Origin of the sequence: Massilia sp. Se16.2.3, assembly GCF_014171595.1 — a bacterium.
GTDB lineage: Bacteria > Pseudomonadota > Gammaproteobacteria > Burkholderiales > Burkholderiaceae_D > Telluria.
Map to the genome: position 1 here is coordinate 4,302,893 of NZ_CP050451.1, position 24,252 is coordinate 4,327,144.

Genomic DNA, 24,252 nt, shown 5'->3' on the forward strand with positions numbered 1-24,252 from the left:
TTCCGTAGGGAACTACAATAGCGGGAGAATGGCCCACGGGCAAGTAAAACAGCCCGGATTGTCGCCTAAAAGTGCCAAATGTAGAGAGTTCGACCAGTATCTTGTAGATAGACAGATAAGGTCGGCGGACACTCCTCGATAGCGAACTCATAACTCATGAGCATGCTGCCAACACGCATCTCGCGCCTGGCCTTTTTCCACAGCGCCGGCATCGCCGCCGGTGACAGGTAGGCAAACACCACGTCGAACTGTGCGAAGTCGAGTTTTTCGTAGTCGCCGAGCAGGAAGCGGGCGCGGCTGCGCTGCAGGCGCGCCCGCAGCCAGCTCGCCAGCCAGGGCAGCGGCGCCAGTTCGATGCCGACCACGCGGGCGTCGAGCCGGCGCCGCGCCAGGTCCAGCACCAGGCCGCCGAGCCCGCTGCCGATGTCGATCACCGAGATCGCCCTGCCCTGCGGCAGCAGCTCGGCCACGCGCGCCCAGGCGCTGCGCCCGGACGGGTAGTACGGTACCTGGGTGCGGAAGGTCGACCAGTACAGCACCAGCATGAACAGGAACACCACCGGGAACACCAGGGCGGCAGGCCGAGGCGGCCGGCACCCAGCAGGGCCAGCGGGAACAGCAGCGCGATCGCAATCCACCGGGCGCCAGGCGCCAGCACCAGGTCAGCGCGGCGGCGAACAAGCCTTGCAGTAGTGCGGCGGCGGGATAGCCGGGCGCGGCACCGGCACGGGCGAGCACGAAGACGGCAAGCAGGGTCAGGGGAAAGGCGGCGCACTGGCACAGCAGCGCGCGGATCGACGGCGGGCGGAGGATACGGCGCAGGAAACCAGTCGGCGAAACGGCGCCGCCGGCATCGCCGGACGGCTGCCCGGACGAGTCAGGCTTCCGAAGCATCCTGCCGGGCGGCGGCTTCGGCGGCATCCTTGGCCTTGCGTGTCTTGCCCGCACGCGAAGGCATGTGGCACAAGCCGCACAGGTAGCCGCTGTTCAGATCGAGGGTATTGACGACGAACTTGCCCTTGCATTTCTCGCAAGGCGCCAGCTTGAGCATGCCGCTCTGGAAGAAACGCACCAGGGTCCAGGCGCGCGTGAGCGACAGCAGGGGCTCTTCGCCTGGCGCGGCGGGCATTTGTTCGAGGTAGAGCTTGTACGCCTTCATGACGGCCTCGACGCCAGTGGCACCGGCGTTCTCGACCAGGAAGTTGTAGATGTTGATGAACAGCGAGGAATGGATGTTCGGCTGCCAGGTCAGGAACCAGTCGGTGGAAAACGGCAGCATGCCCTTCGGGGGCGAGACCCCCTTCAGTTCCTTGTACAGCTTGATCAGGCGCTCGCGCGACAGCGAGACTTCGCTCTCGAGCAGTTGCAGGCGCGCGCCCAACTGGATCAGCTCGATCGCGAGCTGGATTTCCTGCGCTTCTGTTACGACGCTTTTTTTACTCATCCGACACTCCCGCTTCAGTCGTGATCATCCTACACCATCGGCCACAACTCAGCGGGACATCCGGGGCAAAAAAACATGCCTGGCGCATGAGCGCCGGGGCAATTACACGATTTCTTCGGCAGGCTGGCCGGCCATCAGGATGGCGGCGTGCGATTGTGCCAGCGCACGATCCTTGCTGTGGCTGGTCAGCATCGTCAGGATCGCGGTGTCGTCGAAGCGGAAGCGGGCCAGCATCATGTTGCCGCCGGCGAGCTTCAGGATCTGGGCATTGCTCATGCCTTCGATCAGGTCGGCGATGTCGGCCGAGATGCCCAGGCGGAAGATAGCGGTGACCTTGTCGGCACGGATCATTTGCTGAGCCAGCATCAGGTAGCTCAGGTTGGCATCACGGATTTCAGCCATCATGTCGTTTGCAGTCATTTTTATCTCCATCTTCCTGTTTGAACCTGGCGCAAGTATTTGCGGTTAATTCGTGTTGCCAGTGAGATAGATTCTGACTGTAGAGAAACTTTTGGGGAATCGGACGGACACTGTATTTTGCGTCCGGCAAAGACGACAGCATCCGTAGGAGTTTGTCTTACAAACCCTTGCAGATGGGGGATGCGCTCCTATGAAAAAGGAGGCGGAGATCATGTAGCGAAGCGCCCTGTTCCGACTTGCTCGATAGTTGCCGGAACGGCTCATGTGTTGGTTTACGTCAACTCATCCATGAACTTTAGGGTGATTTCCAACTTTTTTTCACCGTGCTTCCTGCTGCTCAAGCTCTTTAACGGCGGCCTCCGGAAGAACTTTAGGGGTGTTGAAAAATATTTTTGAAATATTTTTCGACCACGTCTTCTGCCCTTCTGTACCCTTAACGGCGGGTTCGGCGGGAACTTTAGGGTGTTCGACAATTATTTTTCGATACATTCCAAACATTCGCATGCACGGCGGGTACCGGCGTCAAAAGATGTTAAATCGTCATCCTCGATCGTCGGCGCTCGCGCTTTTCTTGTTACACTGCCGCCGAACGCCGTCCAGCGCACCCGACTTGATCCCATCCATATAAAGATATGAACAACAACATCACCCGCGCCGATTGCCTCGCGCGCGACGCCCAGGATCCGCTGGCGCCCCTGCGCGACCGTTTCGACCTGCCGCCCGGCACTATCTACCTCGACGGCAATTCCCTCGGCGCCCGCCCACGCGCGGCGCTGGCCCGCGCCCGGGACGTGGTGGCGCGCGAATGGGGCCAGGATCTGATCAGGAGCTGGAACACGGCCGGCTGGTTCGACCTGCCCAAGCGCCTCGGCGACCGCCTGGCGCCCCTGATCGGCGCCGGTACCGGCGAAGTGGTCGTCACCGACACCACCTCGCTGAACCTGTTCAAGGCCCTGGCCGCCGCGCTGCAGATCCAGGCCCGGGGGCCGGCCAGCGCCCGCCGCGTCATCGTCACCGAACGCAGCAACTTCCCGACCGATATCTACATGGCCGAGGGCCTGACCCGCTGGCTCGAGCGTGGCTATTGCCTGCGCCTGGTCGACTCGATCGACGAACTGCCGGCCGCGATCGACGCCGACTGCGCCGTGCTGATGCTGACCCATGTGAACTACCGCACCGGCTACCAGCACGACATGGCGGCGCTCACCCGCCTCGCGCACCAGAACGGCGCCCTCGTCGTCTGGGACCTTGCCCACTCGGCCGGCGCGGTGCCGGTGGACCTGCGCGGCGCCGAAGCCGACTTCGCCGTCGGCTGCACCTATAAATACCTGAACGCCGGTCCCGGCGCTCCCGCCTTCATCTGGGTACCGCAGCGCCACCAGGCGCAGTTCGCGCATCCGCTCACGGGCTGGTGGAGCCACGCGAAACCCTTCGCCATGGCACACGGCTTCGAGGCCTGCGAGGGAATCGGCCGCGCGCTGTGCGGCACCCAGCCGGTGCTGTCGCTGTCGCTGGTCGAATGCGGCCTCGAGATTTTTGAAGAGACCAGCATGGACGCCATCCGTGCCAAGTCCCTGGCCCTGACCGACCTCTTCATCGCGCTGGTCGAAGCGCAGTGCGCCGGCCATCCGCTGGGCCTGGTCACCCCGCGCGAGCACGCGCGCCGCGGCAGCCAGGTCAGTTTCACCCATCCGCATGGCTATGCGGTGATGGCGGCATTGATCAAGCGCGGCGTGATCGGCGACTACCGCGAGCCGGAGATCATGCGCTTCGGCTTCACACCCCTGTACACCAGCTTTGCCGACGTCTGGGACGCGGTGGCGATCCTGAAGGAACTCCTCGACCGCGAAGACTACGACGTGGCCGCCGAACGCAGCAACGTGACCTGATCCTTTTCGAGAACCGCATGAACGACACCGATACCAAGCCGGCCGAGTGGCACGGCGCCAGGATGGATTTCAAGGAATCGATGAGCTATGGCGACTACCTGGGCCTGGACCAGGTCCTGTCGGCCCAGCACCCGCTCTCGCCGAACCACAACGAGATGCTGTTCATCATCCAGCACCAGACCAGCGAGCTGTGGATCAAGCTGATGCTGCACGAACTGGCGGCCGTGCGCGAGCAACTGCGTGCGGGCCAGCTCGATCCCGCCTTCAAGATGCTGGCGCGCGTGGCCCGCATCATGGACCAGCTGGTCCATGCCTGGGATGTCCTGGCGACGATGACGCCGTCCGAATACACGGCCATCCGCCCCTACCTCGGGGCCTCGTCGGGCTTCCAGTCGCACCAGTACCGCGCGCTCGAGTTCATCCTCGGGAACAAGAACCCGGCCCTGCTCGCCGTGCACGAGAAGCGCCCGCAGTCCCACGCCGTGCTGGCGCAGGAACTGCACGCGCCGTCCATCTACGACGAGTCGGTGCGCCTGCTGGCACGCGCCGGCTTTGCCATCGCCCCCGAACGCCTCGAGCGCGATACGACCCTGCCTACCGAGCATGACGAGTCGGTGAAGCTGGCCTGGCTGGCCGTCTACCAGGATCCGGACAAGCACTGGGGCCTGTACGAACTGGCCGAGAAGCTGGTCGACCTGGAGACGGCCTTCCGCTTCTGGCGCTTCCGCCACGTGACGACGGTCGAGCGCATCATCGGCTTCAAGACCGGCACCGGCGGCACGGCGGGCGTGAGCTACCTGCGCAAGATGCTCGATGTGGTGCTGTTCCCGGAACTGTTCGCGCTGCGCACGGCACTCTAAGCCTGACTGACCAACGGGGGCGCCATGGATTATGACGTACTGATTCTTTCCGGCCTGTGGAATTCGGGCCCGCAGCACTGGCAGTCGCACTGGGAAGCGCGCCATCCCGCGTGGCGGCGGGTGCAGCACCGCGACTGGAACGCGCCGCGGCAGGAAGAATGGGTGGCCGAACTCGATGCGGCCGTTGCCACCTGCAGCGGCGCGCCGGTACTGGTCGGACACAGCCTGGGCTGCATGCTGGCCGTGCAGTGGGCGCAGTCCGGTTCGCCCCTGCGCGCGGCCGGCGCCTTCTGGTGGCGCCCAGCGACGTCGAAGCCGCCTCCTACCCGATCGACGCCAACGGTTTCACGCCGATCCCGATGGCGCGGCTGCCCTTTCCCAGCATCGTCGTGGCCAGCACGAACGACGAATACGTGACACGCGAACGCGCCCGGGCCTTTGCGGACGCCTGGGGCAGCCGTTACCTGGAGATCGGCGACGCCGGCCATGTGAACGCCGACAGCGGCTACGGCGACTGGCCCGAGGGAGAGCGCATGCTGCAGGACTTCCTGGCGCAGCTGCGCGGCTAGCGTCCACCCAGCCGTGCGCGCCGTGGGCCGAGGCGCGCTATCATGGCGGCTGCATAACCGGGCGCAACCATGGTTCCTCCGCCACCTCCGCTCTCCAGAGCACTGTCGCTCTACCTCGACTGCTGCCGCCTGCTCGCGGCCGTGCTGGTCGTGGCCAGCCACCTGGAACCATACGGGGTCATTGCAGACGGTAACGCCTGGTGGCTGAAGCTCGGGCGCGAAGCCGTCATTGTCTTCTTCGTGCTGTCCGGTTTCGTCATCGCCTACACCACCGAACAGAAGAACCCGACCCTGCGCGACTATTGCCTGGCACGCTGCACGCGCATCTATTCGGTGGCCCTGCCCCTGCTGCTGCTCGCCTTCGGCGCGGCGGCGTTCCTGTCGCTGGCCAAGCAGGCGCAGTTCTACCAGCTCGCCAAGCCCTGGCTCTACCTGCCGCTGCACCTGCTGTTCATGGGAGAACTCTGGACCATCTCCGAGCCGCCGCCACTGCTGGCGCCCTACTGGTCGCTCGGTTACGAGGTCTGGTATTACGTGCTGTTCGGCGCCCTGTTCTACCTGCGCGGCAGGCGGCGCCTGGTGGCAGCCACCTCGGTGCTGCTCTTCGTCGGGCCGAAACTGTGGCTGCTGCTGCCGGTGTGGGCGAGCGGGGTGCTGCTGTATCGCTGGCAGCGCAGTGAAACGCCGGCGCACACGCTGGCGCGCCCGCTGGCGCTGCTCGGCTGGTGCGCAACGCTGGCGCTGCTGGTGCTGTTCAAGCTCTCCGATCTCGATACCGCGCTGCGCGCCTATGCCAATGCCCACTGGCCCTTCCCCGGCCTGCCCCTGAAAAGCGCCGACCGGGTACTGGCCGACTACCTCGTGTGCCTGCTGGTGCTGGCCAACTTCCTGTGCGCGAAGAGTGTCGGTTTCACGGGGCTGCTGCGCGTGGAAAAGCCGATACGGGCGCTGGCCTCGTATACCTTCACGCTGTATCTCGTGCACGCCCTGGTCATGCGCCTGTGGCTGATATTGTATGCGCACCAGCGCTCGGACCCGGTCGACGTGAGCGCCCTGATCGTGCTGATCGTGGCCTCGACCTGGGTGATCGGGCACATCACGGAGCAGCGCAAGGCCTGGTTCGGGGGTCTGTTTGCCAGGCTCGCGGCGCGCCCTACGTAGGGTGGGCTCTCGAGCCCACGCGGATCTGCGGCTGCGTTCCACGACATCTCTGATCAACCGCCGTAGCGCGTGGCACAAGTGCCCACCCTACGAGCCCCGCCGTTCACCGTTGACGATGCAGACGAAAAAAAACCGGGCCCGCAGGCCCGGTCTTGCATGATACGGTGACGCTTACCTGGCGCCCGCCAGCAGCATCTCGTTCATGCGTTTCACGAATGCCGCCGGGTCGGAGAGGCTGCCGCCTTCGGCCAGCAGGGCCTGGTCGAACAGGATGTGCGACCAGTCGCCAAAGCGCGGGCTTGCCGCGTCCTCGTACTTCAGGCGCGTCACCAAGGGGTGGTTCGGGTTGATCTCGAGGATGGGCTTCGATTCCGGCGCATTCTGGCCGGCGGCTTTCAGCATGCGTACCAGGTTGGCCGACAGCTCGTGCTCGTCCGCCACCAGGCAGGCCGGCGAATCGGTCAGGCGGAAGGTCACGCGCACATCCTTGGCCTTGTCCGCCAGCGCGCCCTTCATGCGTTCGACCAGTTCCTTGTACTGGGTCTCGGTCTCCTCGTGTTCCTTCTTCTCGGCTTCGTCTTCGAGCTTGCCGAGATCGAGGCCGCCCTTCGCCACCGACACCAGTTCCTTGCCGTCGAAGTCGTTCAGGAAGGACAGCATCCATTCGTCGACGCGGTCCGTCATGAGGAGCACTTCGACACCCTTCTTGCGGAAGATTTCCAGGTGCGGGCTGTTCTTCGCGGCGGTATGGCTGTCGGCGGTGACGTAATAGATCTTGTCCTGGCCTTCCTTCATGCGCGATACATAATCGCCGAAGGACACGGTCTGGTCCGCGCTGTCCACATGGGTCGAGGCGAAGCGCAGCAGCTTGGCGATGCGGTCCTTGTTGGCGCTGTCCTCGCCAATACCTTCCTTCAGTACCTGGCCGAATTCCTTCCAGAAGGTCAGGTACTTGTCCTTGCCTTCCTGCTCCTCGGCGTTCGCCATTTCCTCGAGCATGCCCAGCACGCGCTTGGTCGAGCCTTCGCGGATCACGCGCACGTCGCGCGACTCCTGCAGGATCTCGCGCGAGACGTTCAGCGGCAGGTCGGCCGAATCGATCACGCCCTTGATGAAGCGCAGGTAGGTCGGCATCAGCTGCTCGGCGTCGTCCATGATGAAGACGCGCTTGACGTACAGCTTGATCCCGCCGCGCTTGTTGCGGTCCCACAGGTCGAACGGGGCGTGGCTCGGCACGTACAGCAACTGGGTGTACTCGCTGCGGCCTTCCACGCGGTTGTGGGTATAGGCCAGCGGGTCCTGGAAGTCGTGCGAGACGTGCTTGTAGAACTCGTTGTACTGCTCCGCCGTGACCTCGCTCTTGCTGCGTGCCCACAGCGCGCTGGCCTGGTTGACGGTCTCGAATTCGTCCTTCAGCACCGTCGCCTTCTTCTCCTCGTCCCACTCTTCCTTCTGCATCAGGATCGGCAGCGAGATGTGGTCCGAATACTTGCGGATGATGGATTTGAGCTTCCAGTTCGACAGCAGCTCTTCCTCGCCCTCGCGCAGGTGCAGGATGACGTCGGTGCCGCGGCTCTGCTTCTCGATGGTCTCGATGCTGTAGTCGCCCTCGCCGCTGGACTCCCAGCGCACGCCGTCGGAAACGAAGGCGCCCGCGCGGCGGGTATTGACGATGATTTTCTCGGCGACGATGAAGCCCGAGTAGAAGCCCACGCCGAACTGGCCGATCAGGGCCGCGTCCTGCTTCTGGTCGCCCGAGAGCTTGCTGAAGAATTCCTTGGTGCCGGATTTGGCGATCGTGCCCAGGTGCGAGATCACTTCGTCGCGGCTCATGCCGATGCCGTTATCGGAGATCGTGATCGTCCTGGCATCCTTGTCGAAGGAGACGCGGATCTTGAGTTCGTGGTCGTTGCCGTACAGGGCGTCGTTATTGATCGCCTCGAAGCGCAGCTTGTCGGCCGCGTCGGACGCGTTCGAGATCAGTTCGCGCAGGAAGATCTCCTTGTTCGAATACAAGGAGTGAATCATCAGTTGCAGCAGCTGTTTTACTTCAGCTTGAAAGCCAAGGGTTTCTTTTTCGGCGGACGCCATCTTGTTCCTCGTGGTGATACGGGTTGACGATAAGGTGCTACGGATTGCAGCAATATTGGGTGAGTAGATCGGTTTTCAAGAGGTCTGTTATACAAGAAATCTTACAAAAACCTCAACACTGCAGATCACCCGGTGGCGCAGCCGTCCCGCCTTGTCACGACAAGGGAGCTAGACCCTGGATCCGGCCGCGACGGGTGACGGCGCCAGCATGCGCCGTGCCGCCAGGTGCACGACCAGCGCGCAGCCCAGTGCCAGCGCAAAGGCGCTTCCGAGCGCGCCCGGGCGCAGCTGCAGCGCCAGCGTGACGCAGAACACGGAAAAGCCGAAGTAGCCGGCCACCATGCCGCGTAGCAGGGCCACGGCGCTGGCGCGGCCGCTGCCGGCATGGGCAAAGCCCACCAGCACGGTGCTCATCACGGGGAACATGGCGAAAAAAACCGGACAGGCGCGCGCCCAGTTGCGTCGCGGCGGCAGTAACGGCCAGCACCAGCAGGACCGCGGCCAGCATGCGCCACGGCAGGTCGTTGCGCCGCGCGCCGCTGACACCTTCCTCGACCTGCGGGAACAATCTTGAAGCCAGCAGGCAGGCACCCCACACCAGCACGAACGCGACGCCAAGGGGCGGACGCGCCGCCTGCAGCGCCGCCACGGCACCCCCATAGGCGAGCAGGGCCACCAGCATCGAGCCGGCCACCTGGAAACGGCTCGAGGCCCGGGCATAGGCGATGCTGAACACGAGGATGGCGAGCACCGCCAGCAGGGTGCCTTCGGCGGCATGCGCCCCGAAGGCGGCGCCCTGTTCCACGCTCAGAGTGAAGAGGATGGGCCCTGCGACGATGGGAAAGGCCGACAGCCAGCCGGCCACTTGCGGCCCCCAGCGCCGGCCGGCCAGGGTGACGAGATAGATCAGGAAGGGAACCAGCGTGAGTTTGAGTGCGAGCACCGGGGTCATGGCCTGGATTCTCCAGTCGAACCGCCCCGCGGGGCAATCCATGATGATAACACCGGGCAATATCGGTTTGGCAACTTCAATCCCTTCGGTGCAGCCGGGTCCACCGTGCAGCGACGGCAGTCAAGGCGGGGCCTCGAGAGGGCGCGCCCCGTTCAGTTTCGGTGTGCAGCAGGGCTTTCAAGTCGTACAATACCGGTCTCATTCACCGCATTGGAATTTTCATGTCCGTCTACGACAAACTCAAGGAACTGAACATCACCCTGCAGCCGGCCGCCGCACCAGTCGCCGCCTATGTCATGTATGTCCAGACCGGCAACCTGATCTTCGTTTCCGGCCACATCGCCAAGAATGCCGACGGTTCCGTCAACGTCGGCCAGCTCGGCAAGGACAAGACCACGGCGGACGGCCAGGCGGCCGCGCGCGCCATCGCGATCGACCTGATGGGCACGCTGCAGGACGCCTGCGGCGGCGACCTGACCCGCGTCAAGCGCATCGTCAAGCTGATGAGCCTGGTGAATTCGACCCCGGACTTTACCGAGCAGCACCTGGTGACCAACGGCGCCTCGGAACTGCTGGGCGAAGTCTTCGGCGACGCCGGCAAGCACGCCCGTAGCGCCTTCGGCGTGGCCCAGTGCCCGCGCGGCGCCTGCGTTGAGATCGACCTGGTCGTCGAAGTGGCGTAACGCCTGCTTCTCGACCAGCACGGCGGCGCGGCCGGGCCATCCGCCCTCCTGCGCCGCCAACGACAGGGCGTCCTACCCGGCGCGCCCACCCGGCCGGCAAGGCCCGCGCTTTCCCTCTTAGCGAGACCAGCATGAACAACGAGACGTCGCAACCCATCGAGTGGCAGTTTTCGCAGCGTGCGCAGCAGCTGCAAAGTTCCTTCATCCGCGAGATCCTGAAGATCACCCAGCGCCCGGAAATCATCTCCTTTGCCGGCGGCCTGCCTTCGCCGGCGACTTTCCCGGTCGAGCGCATGAAGGCGGCCTACGACAAGGTGTTATCGGAGACCGGCAAGGTCGCGCTGCAGTACGGCCCGACCGACGGCTATGCGCCGCTGCGCGAGTGGATCGCCAATTCGCTGTCCACCGAAGGAGTGAGGATCGTGCCCGAGCAGATCCTGATGACCTCGGGCTCGCAGCAGGCGCTCGACCTGATCGGCAAGGTCCTGATCGACGAAGGCAGCCGCGTGCTGGTCGAAACGCCGAGCTACCTCGGCGCACTGCAGGCCTTCTCGGTCTACCGCCCGGAGTTCGCCTCGGTCGCCACCGACGACGACGGCCTGGTGCCGTCCTCGATTGCCGATGTGGCCGGTTCAGGTGACAAGCGCGCGCGCCTGCTGTATTCGCTGCCGAACTTCCAGAACCCGACCGGCCGCAGCCTGTCGCTGGCGCGCCGCCGCGAACTGGTCGACACCTGCGCCCGCCTCGGCCTGCCGCTGATCGAGGACGATCCCTATGGCGCGCTGTCGTATTCGGGCGTGCCGATGCCGAAGATGGTGGCGATGAACCCGGACGGCGTCATTTACATGGGCTCGTTCTCGAAGGTGCTGACGCCCGGCATCCGCCTCGGCTACGTCTGCGCGCCGCTGCCTTTGGCGCGCCGCCTCGAGCTGGCCAAGCAGGCGGCCGACCTGCACACCGCCCAGCTCACCCAGATGGTGGTGTACGAGGTGGTCAAGGATGGCTTCCTCGACGAGCACATCCCGACGATCCGCACCCTGTACGGCAACCAGTGCCAGGCCATGCTCGATGCGATGGCCGAGCACTTCCCGGCCCAGGTGACCTGGACCAAACCCGATGGCGGCATGTTCATCTGGGTGACGCTGCCGAAACAGATCGACGCCATGAAGCTGCTCGACACGGCCATTGCCGCGCGCGTGGCTTTTGTTCCGGGCGCGCCCTTCTACGCGACCGACCCGGCCAGCAACACGCTGCGCCTGTCGTTCGTCACCGTACCGCCGGAACGCATCCGCGAAGGCATTGCGATCCTCGGCAAGCTCATCGCCGCCATGCTCTAAGCCGCCCCCCGGGCTGGCCGCCATCGGCCAGCCCAGCCCAGCCCGCGCCTGCCCGCGGCGGTCTCGCGTTCCCGGTTGCGCTGTTGCAACAATGGGAACTGACCTCAAGGCAACAATAAATAGCCCGACGACCGACATCGGGGTGTGATTTTGAACGCCATCAAACTGTCCCCGACGACACCGCAATGCCCCATCTCGCCTCAGCAGCCGTCGCGCCTGCCCGTCCGGCTGCCATCCTGCTCGTCGACGACGCGCCGGCGCAACTGGGCGCGCTGCGCTCGATGATGCTGGAACAGGGTTACCAGAGCTTCATTGCCAACAGCGGCGAACGGGCGCTGCCATTGCCCGGCGCGCCCTGCCCGACCTGATCCTGCCCGACCTGATCCTGCCCGACCTGATCCTGCTCGACCTGGTGCTGCCCGGCCTGGACGGCATCGAAGTCTGCCGCCGCCTGAAGTCCCACCCGGCCACGAGCGAAATTCCCGTGATGTTCATGAGCGCGCGCACCGGGACAGAGGACGTCGTCACGGCCTTCGAGTGGGCGCCGCCGATTGCCTGCTTAGCGCCTGTCGGCCTTGGGCCCGTGCCAGATGCATGCGCAGGTCGTCGAAGCTGACGGCGCCGCGGCGCGCGGTGTCGATGTCGTCGAAATGCCGGGCAACGAAGCCGAAGCCCTTCGCCTCCTCAGGCGACAATTGTCCATCGCCATTCAGGTCGGCCGCCTTGAACTGCGCCTCCAGCTTCGCCAGCGCCTGCGCACGCAGCGCCGCGCCTGCGGCTGCTGGCGGCGTATCGCGCGGGCGGTTGCGCAAGGCCGGCGGGAGCTGGCCGTCGGCGCCGATCGGCGTCTGCTCTTGCACCGCGGCGGCAGCCGGGGCTAGCACTGACGCCGCACCCAGGAACAGGAAAATGACAGGCATGATCTTCATTGTGCCACCGATACGCTGTTGTAGAAGGCGCGCAGGTCGGCCTTCTGGAGGCGGCGCACGCGGTCGTCGAGATAGCTCATGTGTCCACTGTCGTAGTTGCGGATCTGGACGCCCGCCCCCGCACCCAGCCGCGCCAGGTCCAGCTCGGTCTGGTAGAACGGCGTGGCCAGGTCATGGTAGCCGCTCATGGCCATCACTTTCAAGGCGGGATTGAGCGTCAGGGCGGCGGCCAGGTCCGGGATCGTATCCGGCAGCGTCTTGCCGTCGTGGCTGAAATTCCATTGCGGCAGGACGTTGTTGGAACTGATGTAGGGCGTGGATGCGGTATAGCGCAGCTCGGTCTCGAGATAATTGTGGATGGTGCCGACGAAAGCGTTGTTGACCAGCGTGAGCGAAGGGTCGCCGCCGGCCGCCAACGCACTGCCGCCGGGCGCCTTCACCCTGGCGTCGTAGCGCCCGATCACCTGCCCCGGCAGCAGGCGTGCGCGGTAGCCTCCCGGCGTCATCGAAAAATCCTGGCGCCAGGTCTGCGTCGACAGGCCGGTATAGGCTTGCAATTGCGCCAGCGTCGCCCCGCTTGGCGCCGTTCCGCTGGCGATGTAGGCATTGACCTCGCTGCGGTAAGAGCCGGCGGCGAAGGCGCGCGTTTGCTGCAGTACTGACGAGAAGTCGCTCGGCAGGCTGCCGTTCTGGTGGTAGTAGGACACCGCTGCATAGCTCGGGATATAGCCCTCGCAGCTGACCTGCCCCGGATTGAACATGCCGCAGTTGCTGTTGTAGTTCATGGCGGCCGACTGCAGCATCACGCCGGCGACGCGCACCCCGGCACTCTCGAGCAGGTTGGCCAGCACGGCTGTGCGCGGCGCGCCATAGGATTCGCCGAACAGGTAGACCGGCGACGCCTGCCGGTTGTTGGCGACCAGAAAGCGGCGGATAAAATCGCGGAAGGCTTGCGCGTCCCGGTCGACACCCCAGAACTGGGCGTTGGTATAGGGCGCGATCGCCTGGGAATAACCGGTGCCGATGGCGTCGACGAACACCAGGTCGGAGTGGTCCAGCAGCGTTTCCTGGTTGTCGACCAGCTGTCCGGCGGCAGGCGGCGGCACGGTTGCCGGGAAATTCGTTGCCAGCCGGCGCGGACCGAATGCGCCCAGATGCAGCCAGATCGAGGCCGAGCCCGGGCCGCCGTTGTAAAAGAACGTGACCGGCCGCTGCGTTGCCGGCTGCGCGCCGGCGGTGTAGGCCACATAGAAGAACGATACGGCCGGCTGCCCGGTCTGCAGGTCCGTCGCCGTCAGGTGGCCGGCGCTGGCCGTGTAATCGAGCTGTTTTCCGTCCAGGGTCATTCTCGCCTGAACCTTGGATGCGCCTTCCTGGGCGCTCGCGAGCGCGCTTGTCGCCGCGCCTGAATAGCCGACCGGATCGGCATAACTGCCCGGCAATGCCGCTACCGGCGGCGGCTGCGGCGCCGGATCGCTCCCGCCGCCCCCGCCGCACGCCGCCAGTGTGGATGCGAGCAGCAGGCCCGCAAGATGGGGAACTCCGCCGGGGCGGCGCGACTGTCGGGCAGCAGCTTGATGGGCCATGATTGTCCTGGTGGGATAACGGCAAGGATGACCTTGATTATCCACGGACTATGAAATAACTCAACAGCAATCGGCGCGCGGAGGCTGGGATCAGACGGCTGGGGTCAGGTCTGACAAACGGACACGAGCTCTGCCTTTAGCCGCGATATGTGCATCGTACAGCTGAGATCGTGTCCGAATGACAGACCTGACCCCAGGGTTCTCCAAACGGACACGAGCTCTGCCTTTAGCCGCGATATGTGCATCGTACAGCTGAGATCGTGTCCGAATGACAGACCTGACCCCAGGGTTCTCCACGAGCTTCGCGCAGGCAAAGGATCAAACGGCTGGGGTCAGGTCTGACAAACGGACACGAGCTCTGCCCTTAGCCGCGACATGTGCACCGTACAGCTGAGATCGTGTCCGAATGACAGACCTGACCCCAGGGTTCTCCACGAGCTTCGCGCAGGCAAACGCTTCAGGAGGATTTCACGGTTTCGGGCGGGCCGCTTCGCGCACGAGGCCATCCAGGGCTGTATCGCTCAAGGCCTGCAAGTCCTTGAGCGCGGCACCGGAAGCGGTCTTGCTCCCTGTTCCTTCACCAACAATCCGGTAGCGGCCGGCTTCACGATACACGGCGAAGTAGAAGGGACCGGCGGGATTGCCTGCAGCCGAGACAATGACCGCCATCGTCGCGTCATCGCAGCCGTAGACAAGCCACTTTGTTTTTCCGAAGGTTTTTTCCGTTGGCCCGATCGTGCAGCTTTTCTGGCCGCCTGCCTGGCTGGCGGGTTCGCCTGCCGACGCGTTCAACATGACGGCGAAGACCAGTATCAGTGCGCACAGCTTGTTCATCCGCTTCCTTCATCGTTAGCGCGTCGATCGGATCGGCACGTCCGCTCCCCGTCCAGTGCGGACGGGCCATCGGGTTGCCAGTTTAGTCGATAGCTTGCCTGTAGGGAAATATTTTCGAATCGCGGCCAGGCGTTCAAGGCTGGCGCGGATACCCCGTGATCTCGGCAATGTCCCGGTACAAAGGCTGCAGCTGCTTGTACATCCTGCGGTACACGCGCCGGTACAGGCGGTCATAGATGGCCCGGTTGCCTTCGATCGGCTGAAACACGCGCCCTACCCGCGTCATCGCCGCCACGGCGCTGGCGAAATCCGGGTACAGGCCGAGCCCGACGGCCGCGTCGATCGCCGCGCCCAGTCCCGAGGTTTCGTACACGTGCGGGCGCGCCGTCGGTAAACCAAAGATGTCGGCGGTGAGCTGCATGGCCGCGTCGCTTTGCGAGCCGCCCCCGACACGCGCAGTTCCGTGATGCGCACGCCGCTCCGCTTTTCGATGCGCTCCTTCCCTTCGCGCAGCGCGTAGGCCAGGCCTTCGAGGATGGCGCGGTAGACGTGGGCGCGGGTATGCACGTCGCCGAAGCCGATGATGGCGCCCTTCGCTTCCCGTCCGGGCACGCGGATGCCGGGCGTCCAGTAGGGCTGCAGCATCAGGCCCATCGAACCCGGCGGCACCGATTCGGCCAAGGCGTCGAACAGCTTTTCGGGCGCGATGTCGTCGGACAGGGCGCGCTGCTGCTCGGGATGGCCGAACTGCTCCTTGAACCAGTTCACCATCCAGTAACCCCGAAACACCTGCACTTCCAGGCTGTAGGTGCCGGGCAGCGCACTTGGGTAGGGCGGCACGAAGGGCGTCACCTCGACGTAGCGGCTGCTGGTGGTGTTGATGGTCGCAGTGGTACCGTAGCTCAGGCACCCAACGTGCGGCTCATTGCAGCCGGCGCCCAGCACCTCGCAGGCCTTGTCCGCGGCGGCGGCGAACAGCGGCGTGCCGGCCGGGATGCCGGTGGCACCGGCCGCCTGACTGTCGACCGTGCCGAGGCGCGTGCCGGGGGCAACCAGCTCGGGCAGCATGCGCGCCTCCACCGCAAGCGCCTGCCACTTCCAGTCGCGCGCGCCGGCCCAGCGGTGGCGCTTGTAGTCGAAAGGCAGGTAGCCCACCTGCGAGCCGCTGGAATCGGCGAAGCGCCCGCACAGGCGCCAGTTCAGGTAGCCCGACAGCAGCAGGAACTTGTCGGTCGCGTTCCACACCGGGGCTGGTGGGCGCGGATCCAGTTGATCTCGGCCTCGCCGCGGAAGTAGTCCACCGTGTTCTTCACCCGCGCGAGGCGGAACGCCGTGCGCCAGAAGGCGCCGATCGGCGGCACGGTGTCGGTGCGGCGCTGGTCGAGCCAGGTAATCGCCGGGCGCAGCGGCTTGCCGTCGCGGTCCAGGTTGACGACCGTGCCGCGCTGGGTCGTCACGGCCACGGCCTGTACGAGCGTGCGGTCGACACCGGGCTGGGTCCAGAGGCCCTGGCAGGCGCTGCACACGGCCTGCCAATAGCCTTCCGGTTCATGCTCGGCCCAGCCGGGCTCGCGCGAAAAATAAGCTTCCAGCATGACCTGGGACTTGGCGACGATGTTCCCGTGCAGGTCGAACAGCAGCGCGCGCACGCTTTGGGTGCCGTTGTCGATGGCGAGGATCAGGGGTTCAGGCTTCATGCGTGGTGCTCGTGCCTGCCGCTGTGGGCAGGCTGTAATGGTTGTTCCAGAGCGACCTGTAGCGTGCCGCTTCCTCGTCCCAGCGCGCATCGAGCCAGCCCAGCTCAGGCTGGCAGATGGCGCGGATGCGCGGCAGGTGTTGCAGCCCTCCCCCACGCAGCAGCAGGCCGAGGCGGGTGCGGCGCAGCAGCAGGTCGTCGAGATGCTCGACGGCTTCTAGGCGCGCGGCCCAGCGCAGCTCGGCCCACAGGGTTTCCGTGCCCGGAATCGCTTCGAGTTCGCCCGGCTGCGCCGCGTCGACCAGGGCTTGCGCCGCCTCGCCATGGCGGCCGGCCAGGCGCCGCAGCACCGGTGCCGCCAGCCTGGCCTCGGTGTGCGGCAAGGCGACCGGATCGAACACGGCGCACGGCGCCAGCGCGTCAAGCCAGCCCGGCAGCTGGCCCCGCGCCTGGCGCAGCACGTCCAGCGCGATCGCGCGGAAGGTCGTCAGCTTGCCGCCGGTGACGCCGACCAGGCCGTCGCCGCACCAGATGGCATGCTCGCGCCCCGCCTTCGATGGCGCGTCGACCGGTCCGCTGTCGACGACCGGACGCACACCGGCGTAGGTGGCGAGGATGTCGCCCTCGTTCAGCGCCAGCTCGGGGAATTGCGCATGCAGGGCCGCCATCAGGTAATCGACTTCGGCGCGCGTGATGACCGCTTCCCGCTCCAGGCCGTCGCCGTGGTCGACGTCGGTGGTGCCGACCAGGGTCGCGCCCTCCCGGGGAAAGGCGAACACGGGGCGGCCGTCGCTTGATGCATCAGGCTGATCGCCTGCGCCAGCGGCAGGCGCCAGGCCGGCAGCACCAGGTGGCTGCCGCGCAGCGGGCGCAGGCGCGGTGCCTTGCCGGTGCTAGAGTCCAGCCGGCCCGCCCAGACGCCGCCGGCATCGATGACGAGCCGGGCGCGTACTTCGTAGTCGTTACCCGCAACGGCGTCACGCAGCCGGGCGCCGGCAACCCGCCCGCTATCCGAGACCGGGGACTGCACCGCCAGGTGGTTGACCGCGACGCCGCCATGGCGGCGTGCTTCGCCCAGCGTGCGCAGTACCAGGCGCGCATCGTCGGTCTTCGCGTCCGTGTAGATCACCCCGCCCTGCAGGCCAGCGCGCACGGTGTTCGGTGCGAGCAGCGCGAAGTCGGCGGCGTCCAGCCAGTGCGGCTCGCGCCGGCCGGCGAACAGGTCGTACAGTGCCAGCCCGGCCAGCATGGTGCGGCGCTTCTTCGGGCTGCTGCCGTAGTCGGGAAAGGCAAAGCCCCGGCGCTCGACCAGGCCGGGCGCATCGCGCAGCAGGGCTTCCCGTTCGCGCACGGCTTCGCGCGTGAGTCCCAGGTGGCCCTGCGCCAGGTAGCGCAGGCCGCCGTGGACGAGCTTCGAGGAGCGGCTCGACGTGCCCCAGGCGAAATCGTGCGCCTCGACCAGCAGCGCGCTGAGTCCACGCCGCGACGCTTCCAGCAGGATGCCGGCGCCGGTGATGCCGCCGCCGACGATGAGGATGTCCCATTCGCGCCCGAGCAGCGCCGGCAGCCCGGCGCGCCAGCCGCGCTGCCAGGACAGTGCGCCGTGTGTTCGCACGTCCGCCTTCACGGCGCCACCAGTTTGCCCGGGTTCATGCGCCCGTCCGGGTCCAGGGTACGGAACAGCGCCCGCATCGCTTCCAGCCCCAGTTCGCCCTTTTCCGCCGCCAGCCAGGGCGCGTGGTCGACGCCCACGCCGTGCTGGTGGCTGATCGTGCCGCCTCCTGCGACGATTGCCTCCGACACCGCGCCCTTGAGCGACCGCCAGCGCGCCAGATCGGTCTCGTAGTCGCCGGAGAGGCGGTAGACGAAGGTCGAGTAGACGCTGGCGCCTTGCGGATACAGGTGCGACAGGTGGGTGTAGGCGTGCACGCGTTCGCCGTGCTCGCCCAGGGCAGTAGCGGCGGCACGCTCGATGGCGTGCATCACGCCATCGATGCACGGCCAGTCCGCCGCCGTTTCGACAGTATCGATCGCATAGCCGTGGCCCCAGGCGTTGTTGCGCAGGTAGACATTGCGAAAGCGTCCCTGGCGCCAGCGCTCGCCCATGCCGCGCCCGAGGTGCACGCCGCGCTGTCCGCGGGTGATCGCCAGCGCGGCGCGCAGTGCCGCTTTCGCAGCTGTCTTCTCGCCGCTGGTGCCAATCAGGAGCATGCACTTGTCCCGGCGGCAGCCGCGCCAGCCCGTGTAGCGTTCCAGCAGCGCCACCTGCCCCTTGTGGCCGGCCAGGGCCAGCATGGTGGTGGTTTCCATCGGGTTCGACAGGCGCAGCATCGACAGGCCCAGGCGTGCCTGCGCCAGCGTGCGCACGGCCGCCGCGGCCCGTTCCCAGTCAGGGAAAAAGACGGCGTGGAAAGCTTCGAAGGCCGGCAGTTTGGTCACGCGCACGGTGACTTCGGTGAGGATGCCGAGCCGGCCTTCGGAGCCGAGCACCATCTCGCGCAGGTCGATGCCGGCGGCCGAGGCGGGAAAGGTCGGTATCTCGAGCGTGCCGCCCGGGGTCTCCAGGCGCCCGCCGGCGAACATGGCTTCGATGCGGCCGTAGCGCAGCGATTGCTGGCCGGACGAACGCGTCACCACCCAGCCGCCCAGCGTCGAATACTCGAACGATTGCGGGAAGTGCCCGAGCGTGTAGCCATGGGCGCGCAGTTGCGCCTCGAGGTCGGGGCCGGTGACGCCGGCACCAAAGGTGGCCAGCTGCGATTCACGGTCGAGCGATATCAGCGCGCGCAGGCGCCGCATGTCGACGCACAAGGCCGGACGCGTCGCATCGAGTACATTGACATGCCCTGCCACGCTGGTGCCGCCGCCATAGGGAATCACGACCGCGCCGCAGGCGGCCGCATAGTCCAGCAGCGCGCGCACCTCCTGCCCGCTCTCCGGGCAGGCCACGCCGTCCGGCACCGCGCCAAGTCGTCCGTGGCGCAGGCGCAGCCAGTCCGGCAGGCTCTGGCCCAGCGCGTGCAAGGCCCGCGCCGGACGCGCCGTGTCGACCAGCGGGTGGGGCGGCAGGCGGCTCGCCTTGACGCCTTCGCATGCCTGCACGAAGCTGGCGTCCCGCGGCCCCGTCCCCGGTCCGATGCGCGCCGCCAGAAAACCCAGCGCATCGTCGTTCAGCGCCACCTCGACCGACTCTTCTCCCCAGCCATTCCACCGTCTCATGCAGGTTTCCCTTTATACTTTTGTCATTGCCGCCAGCGTAAGCGAGAACCCGCCCTGCGTATTGCTCTTTATGACAACACCTTGTCCGATTGCGTCACCCGCGGCGCCCGCTGCGTCAACCCGGCGCGTCACCCGCGCCTACCTGCAGCCGCTGCTCGATACGGCGTCCGCGCGCGGGGTCGCGGCCGGCGAGCTGGCACGCGCCTGCGGCCTGGACCCGGCACTGCTGGCGCCGGAGGTCGAGGAACTGGCGGCCGCCGATTACCTGGCCCTGCTCGACGCGGGTGCGCGGCTGACGAACGACCAACACTTCGGCCTGCACGTGGGCGAGCGCGTGCGTCCGGGCACCTACACCGTGTACGGCCTGGTGCTGCTGGCCTGCCGCGACCTGGGCCAGGTGCTGGAACAGACCCTGCGCTACGAGGCGCTGGCGCACGACCTCGGGCGCTCGCGCCTGGCCGTCGACGGCGGTAATGCCCGCTACGAATGGGTGAGCAGCTTCCCGCAGGCCAGCCGCCACCTGGCCGAAAGCGTCTTCGCCGGCATCCAGACCTTCGGCCGCTGGCTGACCGGCGGCCTGCTGCCGCCCGCACGCATCGCGTTTGCCCATGCGCCCGACGCCGGCACCGACCCGGACGAATACCTGCGCGTATTCGGCACCCTGCCCGCCTTCGGCCAGGAAGCCAATGCCGCGCTCTTCGATGCCGCGCTGCTGGCGCTGCCCGTGCCGAACGCCGACACAGGGCTCTATCCGGTATTGCGCGAGCACGCCGAACGCAAGCTGGCCGCGCGCGCTCCCGATGCCCCGGCCATCGTCGGCCAGGTTCGCGCCGCGATCGAACGCAGGCTGGCGCAGGGGAGCGTGCGCCTGGCCTCGATCGCGCAGGAACTGGGGCTGTCCCCGCGCACGCTGCAGCGCCGCCTGCTGGAGGCCGGCACCAGCTTCGGCGGGGTGCTCGACAGCGTGCGCTACGCCCTGGCACGGGATTACCTGCGCCAGCGCAGCCTCTCGCTGGCCGACATCGCCTTCCTGCTCGGCTACCAGGAGCAGAGCGCTTTCACCCACGCCTTCAAGGAATGGTCCGGGGTGAACCCGGGCGCCTGGCGCGACCGCGATTGACCCCTGGCGGCAACACTCCTCTGGCGGCAGGCGGTTTTATCGGCGTTATAATGACCCTTTCGCAATCGCTTTTCGGTATCGTCGTGAATCCACATCTCGCACAACTCCATCCCTACCCCTTCGAAAAGCTGCGCGAGCTGTTCGCCGGCGTGACGCCGAATGCGGCGCTGGCGCCGATCAGCCTGGGCATCGGGGAACCGAAGCACCCGACGCCCGCCTTCATCGAAAAAGCCCTGATGCATGCGGTGGCGGGACTGTCGAATTATCCCAGCACCGTCGGCAGCGAGCCACTGCGCGTGGCGATCGCCGGCTGGCTGGAACGCCGCTACGGCATTCCGGCAATCGATCCAGCGAGCATGGTGCTGCCCGTGAACGGCTCGCGCGAAGCGCTGTTCGCGATCGCCCAGGCCGTCATCGACGCCTCCCGCCCGGAGCCGCTGGTCGTCTGCCCCAACCCCTTCTACCAGATCTACGAAGGCGCGGCCATTCTCGCCGGCGCTGCCCCGTATTTCGTCAACTCCGACCCGGCGCGCAACTTCGCCTGCGACTACGCGAGCGTGCCCGAGGAGGTGTGGGCGCGCGTGCAGCTGCTGTATGTCTGCTCGCCGGGCAACCCGACCGGGGCGGTACTCGGCCTGGACGACTGGCGCGAGCTGTTCGCGCTGTCGGACCGCCACGGCTTCGTGATCGCCGCCGACGAATGCTATTCCGAGATCTACACCGCCTCCACCCCGCCATTGGGTGCGATGGAAGCGGCGCACGCGCTGGGCCGCAGCGAGGGCGAGCGTCCGTATGCGAACCTGGTCGTGTTTTCCAGCCTGTCGAAGCGCTCGAACGTGCCGGGCATGCGTTCCGGTTTCGTCGCCGGCGATCCGGCCGTGCTGAAGAAATTCCTGCTGTACCGCACCTACTGCGGCGGCGCCATGTCGCCCGTGGTGCAGGCGGCATCGATCGCGGCCTGGAACGACGAGACCCACGTGCACGACAACCGCACCCTGTACCGCGAAAAATTCACCCTGATCACGCCGCTCCTGCGCGAGGTGATGGATGTCGAACTGCCCGACGCCGGCTTTTACCTGTGGGCCGACGTGCGCCGCAGCGGTTTGTCGGACACGGAGTTCGCACGCCGCCTCTACGCGGAATATAATGTGACAGTTCTGCCTGGCAACTATCTCGCACGCGACGCGCACGGGATCAATCCAGGCCGCAATCGTATCCGCATGGCACTGGTGGCGGGCGTCGACGAGGGGCTGGAAGCGGCCAATCGCATCGTCCAGTTCTGCCAGGGCTTGCGAGCATCCTGAAACCGAGATCCAAGACCATGACCCAACAACTGCAGAACATCATCGACACCGCGTGGGAACAGCGCGCGGAGCTCAGCCCGTCAAGCGCCCCCGTTGAGGTGCGCGACGCCGTCGCCCACGTGCTCGCCGGCCTCGATGCCGGCACCCTGCGCGTGGCGCAGAAGGAAGGCGGCGCCTGGCAGGTCAACCAGTGGATCAAGAAGGCCGTGCTGCTGTCGTTCCGCCTCGAGAATAACGTACCCGTCGAGGGTGGTGGGATGCAGTTCTACGACAAGGTACCGACCAAGTTCGCCAACTACACGGCCGAGGATTTCGCCAAGGGCGGTTTCCGCGTGGTGCCGCCGGCGGTGGCGCGCCGCGGATCCTTCATCGGCAAGAACGTGGTCCTGATGCCGTCCTACGTCAACATCGGCGCCTACGTCGACGAAGGCGCGATGGTCGACACCTGGGCCACAGTCGGTTCCTGCGCCCAGATCGGCAAGAACGTGCACCTGTCGGGCGGCGTCGGCATTGGCGGCGTGTTGGAGCCGATGCAGGCCAATCCGACCATCATCGAAGACAACTGCTTCATCGGCGCCCGTTCGGAAATCGTCGAAGGCGTGATCGTCGAAGAGAACTCGGTGATCTCGATGGGCGTGTACATCGGCCAGTCGACCAAGATCTACAACCGCGAGACGGGCGAAGTGAGCTACGGCCGCGTCCCTGCCGGTTCGGTCGTGGTGTCGGGCAGCCTGCCTTCGGCGGACGGCAAATACAGCCTGTACTGCGCCGTGATCGTCAAGCAGGTCGACGCCAGGACGCGCGCCAAGACCGGCGTCAACGAACTGCTGCGCGGGATCTGATTCGCGTTTGATCGAGCTGCATTGGACGTAGGGTGGACGGCTTGCCCGTCCACGCGTTCAAGCACCGCCTGAACCGTCGCACCACTACAAGCAACACCAGGGAGACCGCCAATGGCCATGGACCGCCTGTTCCAACTGATGAAAGAAAAAAACGCGTCGGACATGTTCTTCGCGGTTAATTCTCCTGTCCACATCAAGATTAACGGGAATCTTATCCCGATCAACCAGAACAAGCTTTTCCAGGACAATATCGCTTCGCTGCTGGCCGAGGTGACGACACCCGAACAGCGCGAGGAACTCGAGCGTACGCACGAACTGAACATGGGTATTTCCGTGCCCAACCTCGGTCGCGTGCGCATGTCGGCCTTCCTCCAGCGCGGCAGCATCTCGGCCGTGTTCCGCTTCGTGCCGGCCACCATCCCGCCGCTGCCGAGCCTGGGCCTGCCGCCGGTGCTGGCCGAGCTCATCATGGAAAAACGCGGCCTGCTGCTGATCGTGGGCGCCACCGGTTCGGGCAAGTCGACCACCATCGCCTCGATGCTCGACCACCGCAACGAACACCGCACCGGCCACATCCTGACGCTGGAAGACCCGATCGAATACCTGTTCAAGAACAAGAAGTCGATCGTCAACCAGCGCGAGATTGGCAGCGACGCCCCCGACTTCGACCTGGCCCTGCGCAACTGCCTGCGCCAGGCGCCGGACGTCATCCTGATCGGCGAGATCCGCGACCAGCGCGGCATGGGCGCGGCGCTGGCCTATGCGCAGTCGGGCCACCTCGTGGTCGCTACCTTGCACGCCAACAACAGCTACAACGCGCTGAACCGCATCATCGGCTTCTATCCGCTGGAAAACCGCCCCGCCCTGCTGCAAGACCTGGCCTCGTCCACGCGCGCGATCATTTCGCAGCGCCTGGTGCGCGCGGCGGCCGGCGGCACGCGCCAGGCGGCCGTCGAAGTGATGCTCAATACCCGCCACATCGCCGACCTGATCGAGAAGGGCGAGATCGGCGAAATCAAGGACGCGATGGACAAGAGCCTGTCGCCGGGATCGCAGTCCTTCGAAACGGCCCTGCTGCAGCTGGTGAAGGAAGGCCTGATCAGCGAGGAAGAGGCGCTGGCGAACGCCGACTCGGCGACCAACCTGCTCTGGCTGCTCAACAACAACAGCGCAGCCGTCAAGCAGACGCCCGAGGAACCGCGCCGCGACGACGACGAGCCGCCCAGCACGACCTTCACCGAGTTCACCCTCAATTCCTGAGCACGCCAGCACGGGCGAGAGACCGGCAGCCGTGCCGCGCAATCTTGCGTGGCACG

At 66.1% G+C, this 24,252-nt stretch carries 25 protein-coding genes and 2 pseudogenes; 13 read left to right on the forward strand and 14 right to left on the reverse strand.

All coding sequences use genetic code 11. The features are described 5' to 3' along the window. Positions 1-65: 65 nt before the first annotated feature. From G4G31_RS19615 to flhD, 3 genes are all read right to left on the reverse strand, one after another. Positions 66-638, reverse strand: coding sequence for a class I SAM-dependent methyltransferase (locus G4G31_RS19615; RefSeq protein WP_374011264.1), 573 nt, complete (start codon positions 636-638; stop codon positions 66-68). 239 nt (positions 639-877) lie between these two features. Beyond that, complete coding sequence (flhC, locus tag G4G31_RS19620) at positions 878-1,444, reverse strand: flagellar transcriptional regulator FlhC (RefSeq protein ID WP_182989024.1); 567 nt, start codon at positions 1,442-1,444, stop codon at positions 878-880. A gap of 102 nt (positions 1,445-1,546) precedes the next feature. After that, positions 1,547-1,864, reverse strand: a complete 318-nt coding sequence (gene flhD / locus G4G31_RS19625; protein WP_182989025.1) for a flagellar transcriptional regulator FlhD — start codon at positions 1,862-1,864, stop codon at positions 1,547-1,549. 632 nt (positions 1,865-2,496) lie between these two features. Here flhD and kynU point away from each other — a divergent pair. The 5 genes and pseudogenes from kynU to G4G31_RS19650 all read left to right on the forward strand — a co-directional run bounded on the left by kynU (position 2,497) and on the right by G4G31_RS19650 (position 6,343). Beyond that, complete coding sequence (gene kynU / locus G4G31_RS19635; protein ID WP_182989027.1) at positions 2,497-3,753, forward strand: kynureninase; 1,257 nt, start codon at positions 2,497-2,499, stop codon at positions 3,751-3,753. 17 nt (positions 3,754-3,770) lie between these two features. Next, positions 3,771-4,613: a tryptophan 2,3-dioxygenase gene (gene kynA, locus G4G31_RS19640; protein WP_182989028.1), complete on the forward strand. Its 843-nt coding sequence runs from the start codon at positions 3,771-3,773 to the stop codon at positions 4,611-4,613. 24 nt (positions 4,614-4,637) lie between these two features. Continuing rightward, positions 4,638-4,835 (forward strand): annotated as a pseudogene (locus G4G31_RS28630) (RBBP9/YdeN family alpha/beta hydrolase); the annotation flags it as partial. A 71-nt stretch (positions 4,836-4,906) separates the two neighbouring features. After that, positions 4,907-5,182, forward strand: a complete 276-nt coding sequence (locus tag G4G31_RS28635; protein WP_308621752.1) for an alpha/beta hydrolase — start codon at positions 4,907-4,909, stop codon at positions 5,180-5,182. Positions 5,183-5,251: 69 nt separating this feature from the next. Then, on the forward strand, positions 5,252-6,343 hold the full coding sequence (locus G4G31_RS19650; protein WP_182989029.1) for an acyltransferase: 1,092 nt from the start codon (positions 5,252-5,254) through the stop codon (positions 6,341-6,343). A gap of 171 nt (positions 6,344-6,514) precedes the next feature. On the opposite strand, the gene htpG is transcribed toward G4G31_RS19650, so the two are convergent. Then, positions 6,515-8,434 (reverse strand): molecular chaperone HtpG, encoded by a 1,920-nt coding sequence (gene htpG / locus G4G31_RS19655; RefSeq protein ID WP_182989030.1) that lies wholly within the window; start codon positions 8,432-8,434, stop codon positions 6,515-6,517. A gap of 154 nt (positions 8,435-8,588) precedes the next feature. Continuing rightward, positions 8,589-9,386, reverse strand: a complete 798-nt coding sequence (locus tag G4G31_RS19660) for a hypothetical protein (protein ID WP_182989031.1) — start codon at positions 9,384-9,386, stop codon at positions 8,589-8,591. 221 nt (positions 9,387-9,607) lie between these two features. On the opposite strand from G4G31_RS19660, the gene G4G31_RS19665 reads away from it, so the two are divergent. From G4G31_RS19665 to G4G31_RS26920, 4 genes are all read left to right on the forward strand, one after another. Further along, positions 9,608-10,069, forward strand: a complete 462-nt coding sequence (locus G4G31_RS19665; protein ID WP_182989032.1) for a RidA family protein — start codon at positions 9,608-9,610, stop codon at positions 10,067-10,069. A 131-nt stretch (positions 10,070-10,200) separates the two neighbouring features. Beyond that, positions 10,201-11,406, forward strand: a complete 1,206-nt coding sequence (locus tag G4G31_RS19670) for a PLP-dependent aminotransferase family protein (RefSeq protein WP_182989033.1) — start codon at positions 10,201-10,203, stop codon at positions 11,404-11,406. 185 nt (positions 11,407-11,591) lie between these two features. After that, positions 11,592-11,774 (forward strand): hypothetical protein, encoded by a 183-nt coding sequence (locus tag G4G31_RS26915; RefSeq protein WP_229425128.1) that lies wholly within the window; start codon positions 11,592-11,594, stop codon positions 11,772-11,774. 44 nt (positions 11,775-11,818) lie between these two features. Continuing rightward, entirely contained in the window at positions 11,819-12,022 is a 204-nt protein-coding gene (locus tag G4G31_RS26920) for a hypothetical protein (protein ID WP_229425129.1), read from the forward strand. On the opposite strand, the gene G4G31_RS19680 is transcribed toward G4G31_RS26920, so the two are convergent. From G4G31_RS19680 to G4G31_RS19705, 9 genes and pseudogenes are all read right to left on the reverse strand, one after another. After that, entirely contained in the window at positions 11,931-12,335 is a 405-nt protein-coding gene (locus tag G4G31_RS19680) for an EF-hand domain-containing protein (RefSeq protein WP_182989034.1), read from the reverse strand. The genes G4G31_RS26920 and G4G31_RS19680 overlap by 92 nt on opposite strands. Further along, a complete protein-coding gene (locus tag G4G31_RS19685; protein WP_182989035.1) occupies positions 12,332-13,921 on the reverse strand; it encodes a S10 family peptidase in 1,590 nt (529 codons plus the stop codon). The genes G4G31_RS19680 and G4G31_RS19685 overlap by 4 nt, the downstream gene beginning before the upstream one ends. A gap of 468 nt (positions 13,922-14,389) precedes the next feature. Further along, a complete protein-coding gene (locus G4G31_RS19690; protein WP_182989036.1) occupies positions 14,390-14,755 on the reverse strand; it encodes a hypothetical protein in 366 nt (121 codons plus the stop codon). A 133-nt stretch (positions 14,756-14,888) separates the two neighbouring features. Next, positions 14,889-15,050, reverse strand: a complete 162-nt coding sequence (locus G4G31_RS26925) for a hypothetical protein (RefSeq protein WP_229425702.1) — start codon at positions 15,048-15,050, stop codon at positions 14,889-14,891. A gap of 90 nt (positions 15,051-15,140) precedes the next feature. Beyond that, a pseudogene (locus G4G31_RS27740) lies at positions 15,141-16,000 on the reverse strand (FGGY-family carbohydrate kinase); the annotation flags it as partial. Further along, the gene (locus G4G31_RS27745; RefSeq protein WP_267873632.1) at positions 15,955-16,452 is read right to left on the reverse strand and encodes an FGGY family carbohydrate kinase; all 498 of its coding nucleotides are present in this window, start codon (positions 16,450-16,452) and stop codon (positions 15,955-15,957) included. The pseudogene G4G31_RS27740 and the gene G4G31_RS27745, both read right to left, overlap by 46 nt. After that, the gene (locus G4G31_RS28640) at positions 16,442-17,230 is read right to left on the reverse strand and encodes an FAD-dependent oxidoreductase (protein WP_308621756.1); all 789 of its coding nucleotides are present in this window, start codon (positions 17,228-17,230) and stop codon (positions 16,442-16,444) included. The genes G4G31_RS27745 and G4G31_RS28640 overlap by 11 nt, the downstream gene beginning before the upstream one ends. Beyond that, positions 17,119-18,066, reverse strand: coding sequence for an FAD-dependent oxidoreductase (locus G4G31_RS28645; RefSeq protein WP_308621758.1), 948 nt, complete (start codon positions 18,064-18,066; stop codon positions 17,119-17,121). Before G4G31_RS28645 ends, G4G31_RS28640 begins: the two co-directional genes overlap by 112 nt. A gap of 8 nt (positions 18,067-18,074) precedes the next feature. Next, positions 18,075-19,670, reverse strand: coding sequence for an FAD-binding oxidoreductase (locus G4G31_RS19705; RefSeq protein WP_182989037.1), 1,596 nt, complete (start codon positions 19,668-19,670; stop codon positions 18,075-18,077). A 70-nt stretch (positions 19,671-19,740) separates the two neighbouring features. Between G4G31_RS19705 and G4G31_RS19710 the strand changes: the two genes are divergently transcribed. From G4G31_RS19710 to G4G31_RS19725, 4 genes are all read left to right on the forward strand, one after another. After that, positions 19,741-20,790 (forward strand): AraC family transcriptional regulator, encoded by a 1,050-nt coding sequence (locus G4G31_RS19710; RefSeq protein ID WP_182989038.1) that lies wholly within the window; start codon positions 19,741-19,743, stop codon positions 20,788-20,790. Positions 20,791-20,873: 83 nt separating this feature from the next. Beyond that, complete coding sequence (dapC, locus tag G4G31_RS19715) at positions 20,874-22,094, forward strand: succinyldiaminopimelate transaminase (protein ID WP_182989039.1); 1,221 nt, start codon at positions 20,874-20,876, stop codon at positions 22,092-22,094. 17 nt (positions 22,095-22,111) lie between these two features. Then, the gene (dapD, locus tag G4G31_RS19720; protein WP_182989040.1) at positions 22,112-22,936 is read left to right on the forward strand and encodes a 2,3,4,5-tetrahydropyridine-2,6-dicarboxylate N-succinyltransferase; all 825 of its coding nucleotides are present in this window, start codon (positions 22,112-22,114) and stop codon (positions 22,934-22,936) included. Positions 22,937-23,047: 111 nt separating this feature from the next. Beyond that, positions 23,048-24,196, forward strand: coding sequence for a PilT/PilU family type 4a pilus ATPase (locus tag G4G31_RS19725; RefSeq protein ID WP_182989041.1), 1,149 nt, complete (start codon positions 23,048-23,050; stop codon positions 24,194-24,196). Positions 24,197-24,252: the final 56 nt, after the last annotated feature.

Coding starts and splice junctions, on each gene's coding strand:
- G4G31_RS19705 (WP_182989037.1), bottom strand. CDS start 19,670: ATGAGACGGTGGAATGGCTGGGGAGAAGAGTCGGTCGAGGTGGCGCTG.
- G4G31_RS19660 (WP_182989031.1), bottom strand. CDS start 9,386: ATGACCCCGGTGCTCGCACTCAAACTCACGCTGGTTCCCTTCCTGATC.
- G4G31_RS19670 (WP_182989033.1), top strand. CDS start 10,201: ATGAACAACGAGACGTCGCAACCCATCGAGTGGCAGTTTTCGCAGCGT.
- G4G31_RS19725 (WP_182989041.1), top strand. CDS start 23,048: ATGGCCATGGACCGCCTGTTCCAACTGATGAAAGAAAAAAACGCGTCG.
- G4G31_RS26915 (WP_229425128.1), top strand. CDS start 11,592: ATGCCCCATCTCGCCTCAGCAGCCGTCGCGCCTGCCCGTCCGGCTGCC.
- kynU (WP_182989027.1), top strand. CDS start 2,497: ATGAACAACAACATCACCCGCGCCGATTGCCTCGCGCGCGACGCCCAG.
- flhD (WP_182989025.1), bottom strand. CDS start 1,864: ATGACTGCAAACGACATGATGGCTGAAATCCGTGATGCCAACCTGAGC.
- G4G31_RS19665 (WP_182989032.1), top strand. CDS start 9,608: ATGTCCGTCTACGACAAACTCAAGGAACTGAACATCACCCTGCAGCCG.
- G4G31_RS19680 (WP_182989034.1), bottom strand. CDS start 12,335: ATGAAGATCATGCCTGTCATTTTCCTGTTCCTGGGTGCGGCGTCAGTG.
- htpG (WP_182989030.1), bottom strand. CDS start 8,434: ATGGCGTCCGCCGAAAAAGAAACCCTTGGCTTTCAAGCTGAAGTAAAA.
- G4G31_RS19650 (WP_182989029.1), top strand. CDS start 5,252: ATGGTTCCTCCGCCACCTCCGCTCTCCAGAGCACTGTCGCTCTACCTC.
- dapD (WP_182989040.1), top strand. CDS start 22,112: ATGACCCAACAACTGCAGAACATCATCGACACCGCGTGGGAACAGCGC.
- G4G31_RS19710 (WP_182989038.1), top strand. CDS start 19,741: ATGACAACACCTTGTCCGATTGCGTCACCCGCGGCGCCCGCTGCGTCA.
- G4G31_RS27745 (WP_267873632.1), bottom strand. CDS start 16,452: ATGAAGCCTGAACCCCTGATCCTCGCCATCGACAACGGCACCCAAAGC.
- flhC (WP_182989024.1), bottom strand. CDS start 1,444: ATGAGTAAAAAAAGCGTCGTAACAGAAGCGCAGGAAATCCAGCTCGCG.
- G4G31_RS19690 (WP_182989036.1), bottom strand. CDS start 14,755: ATGAACAAGCTGTGCGCACTGATACTGGTCTTCGCCGTCATGTTGAAC.
- G4G31_RS19685 (WP_182989035.1), bottom strand. CDS start 13,921: ATGGCCCATCAAGCTGCTGCCCGACAGTCGCGCCGCCCCGGCGGAGTT.
- kynA (WP_182989028.1), top strand. CDS start 3,771: ATGAACGACACCGATACCAAGCCGGCCGAGTGGCACGGCGCCAGGATG.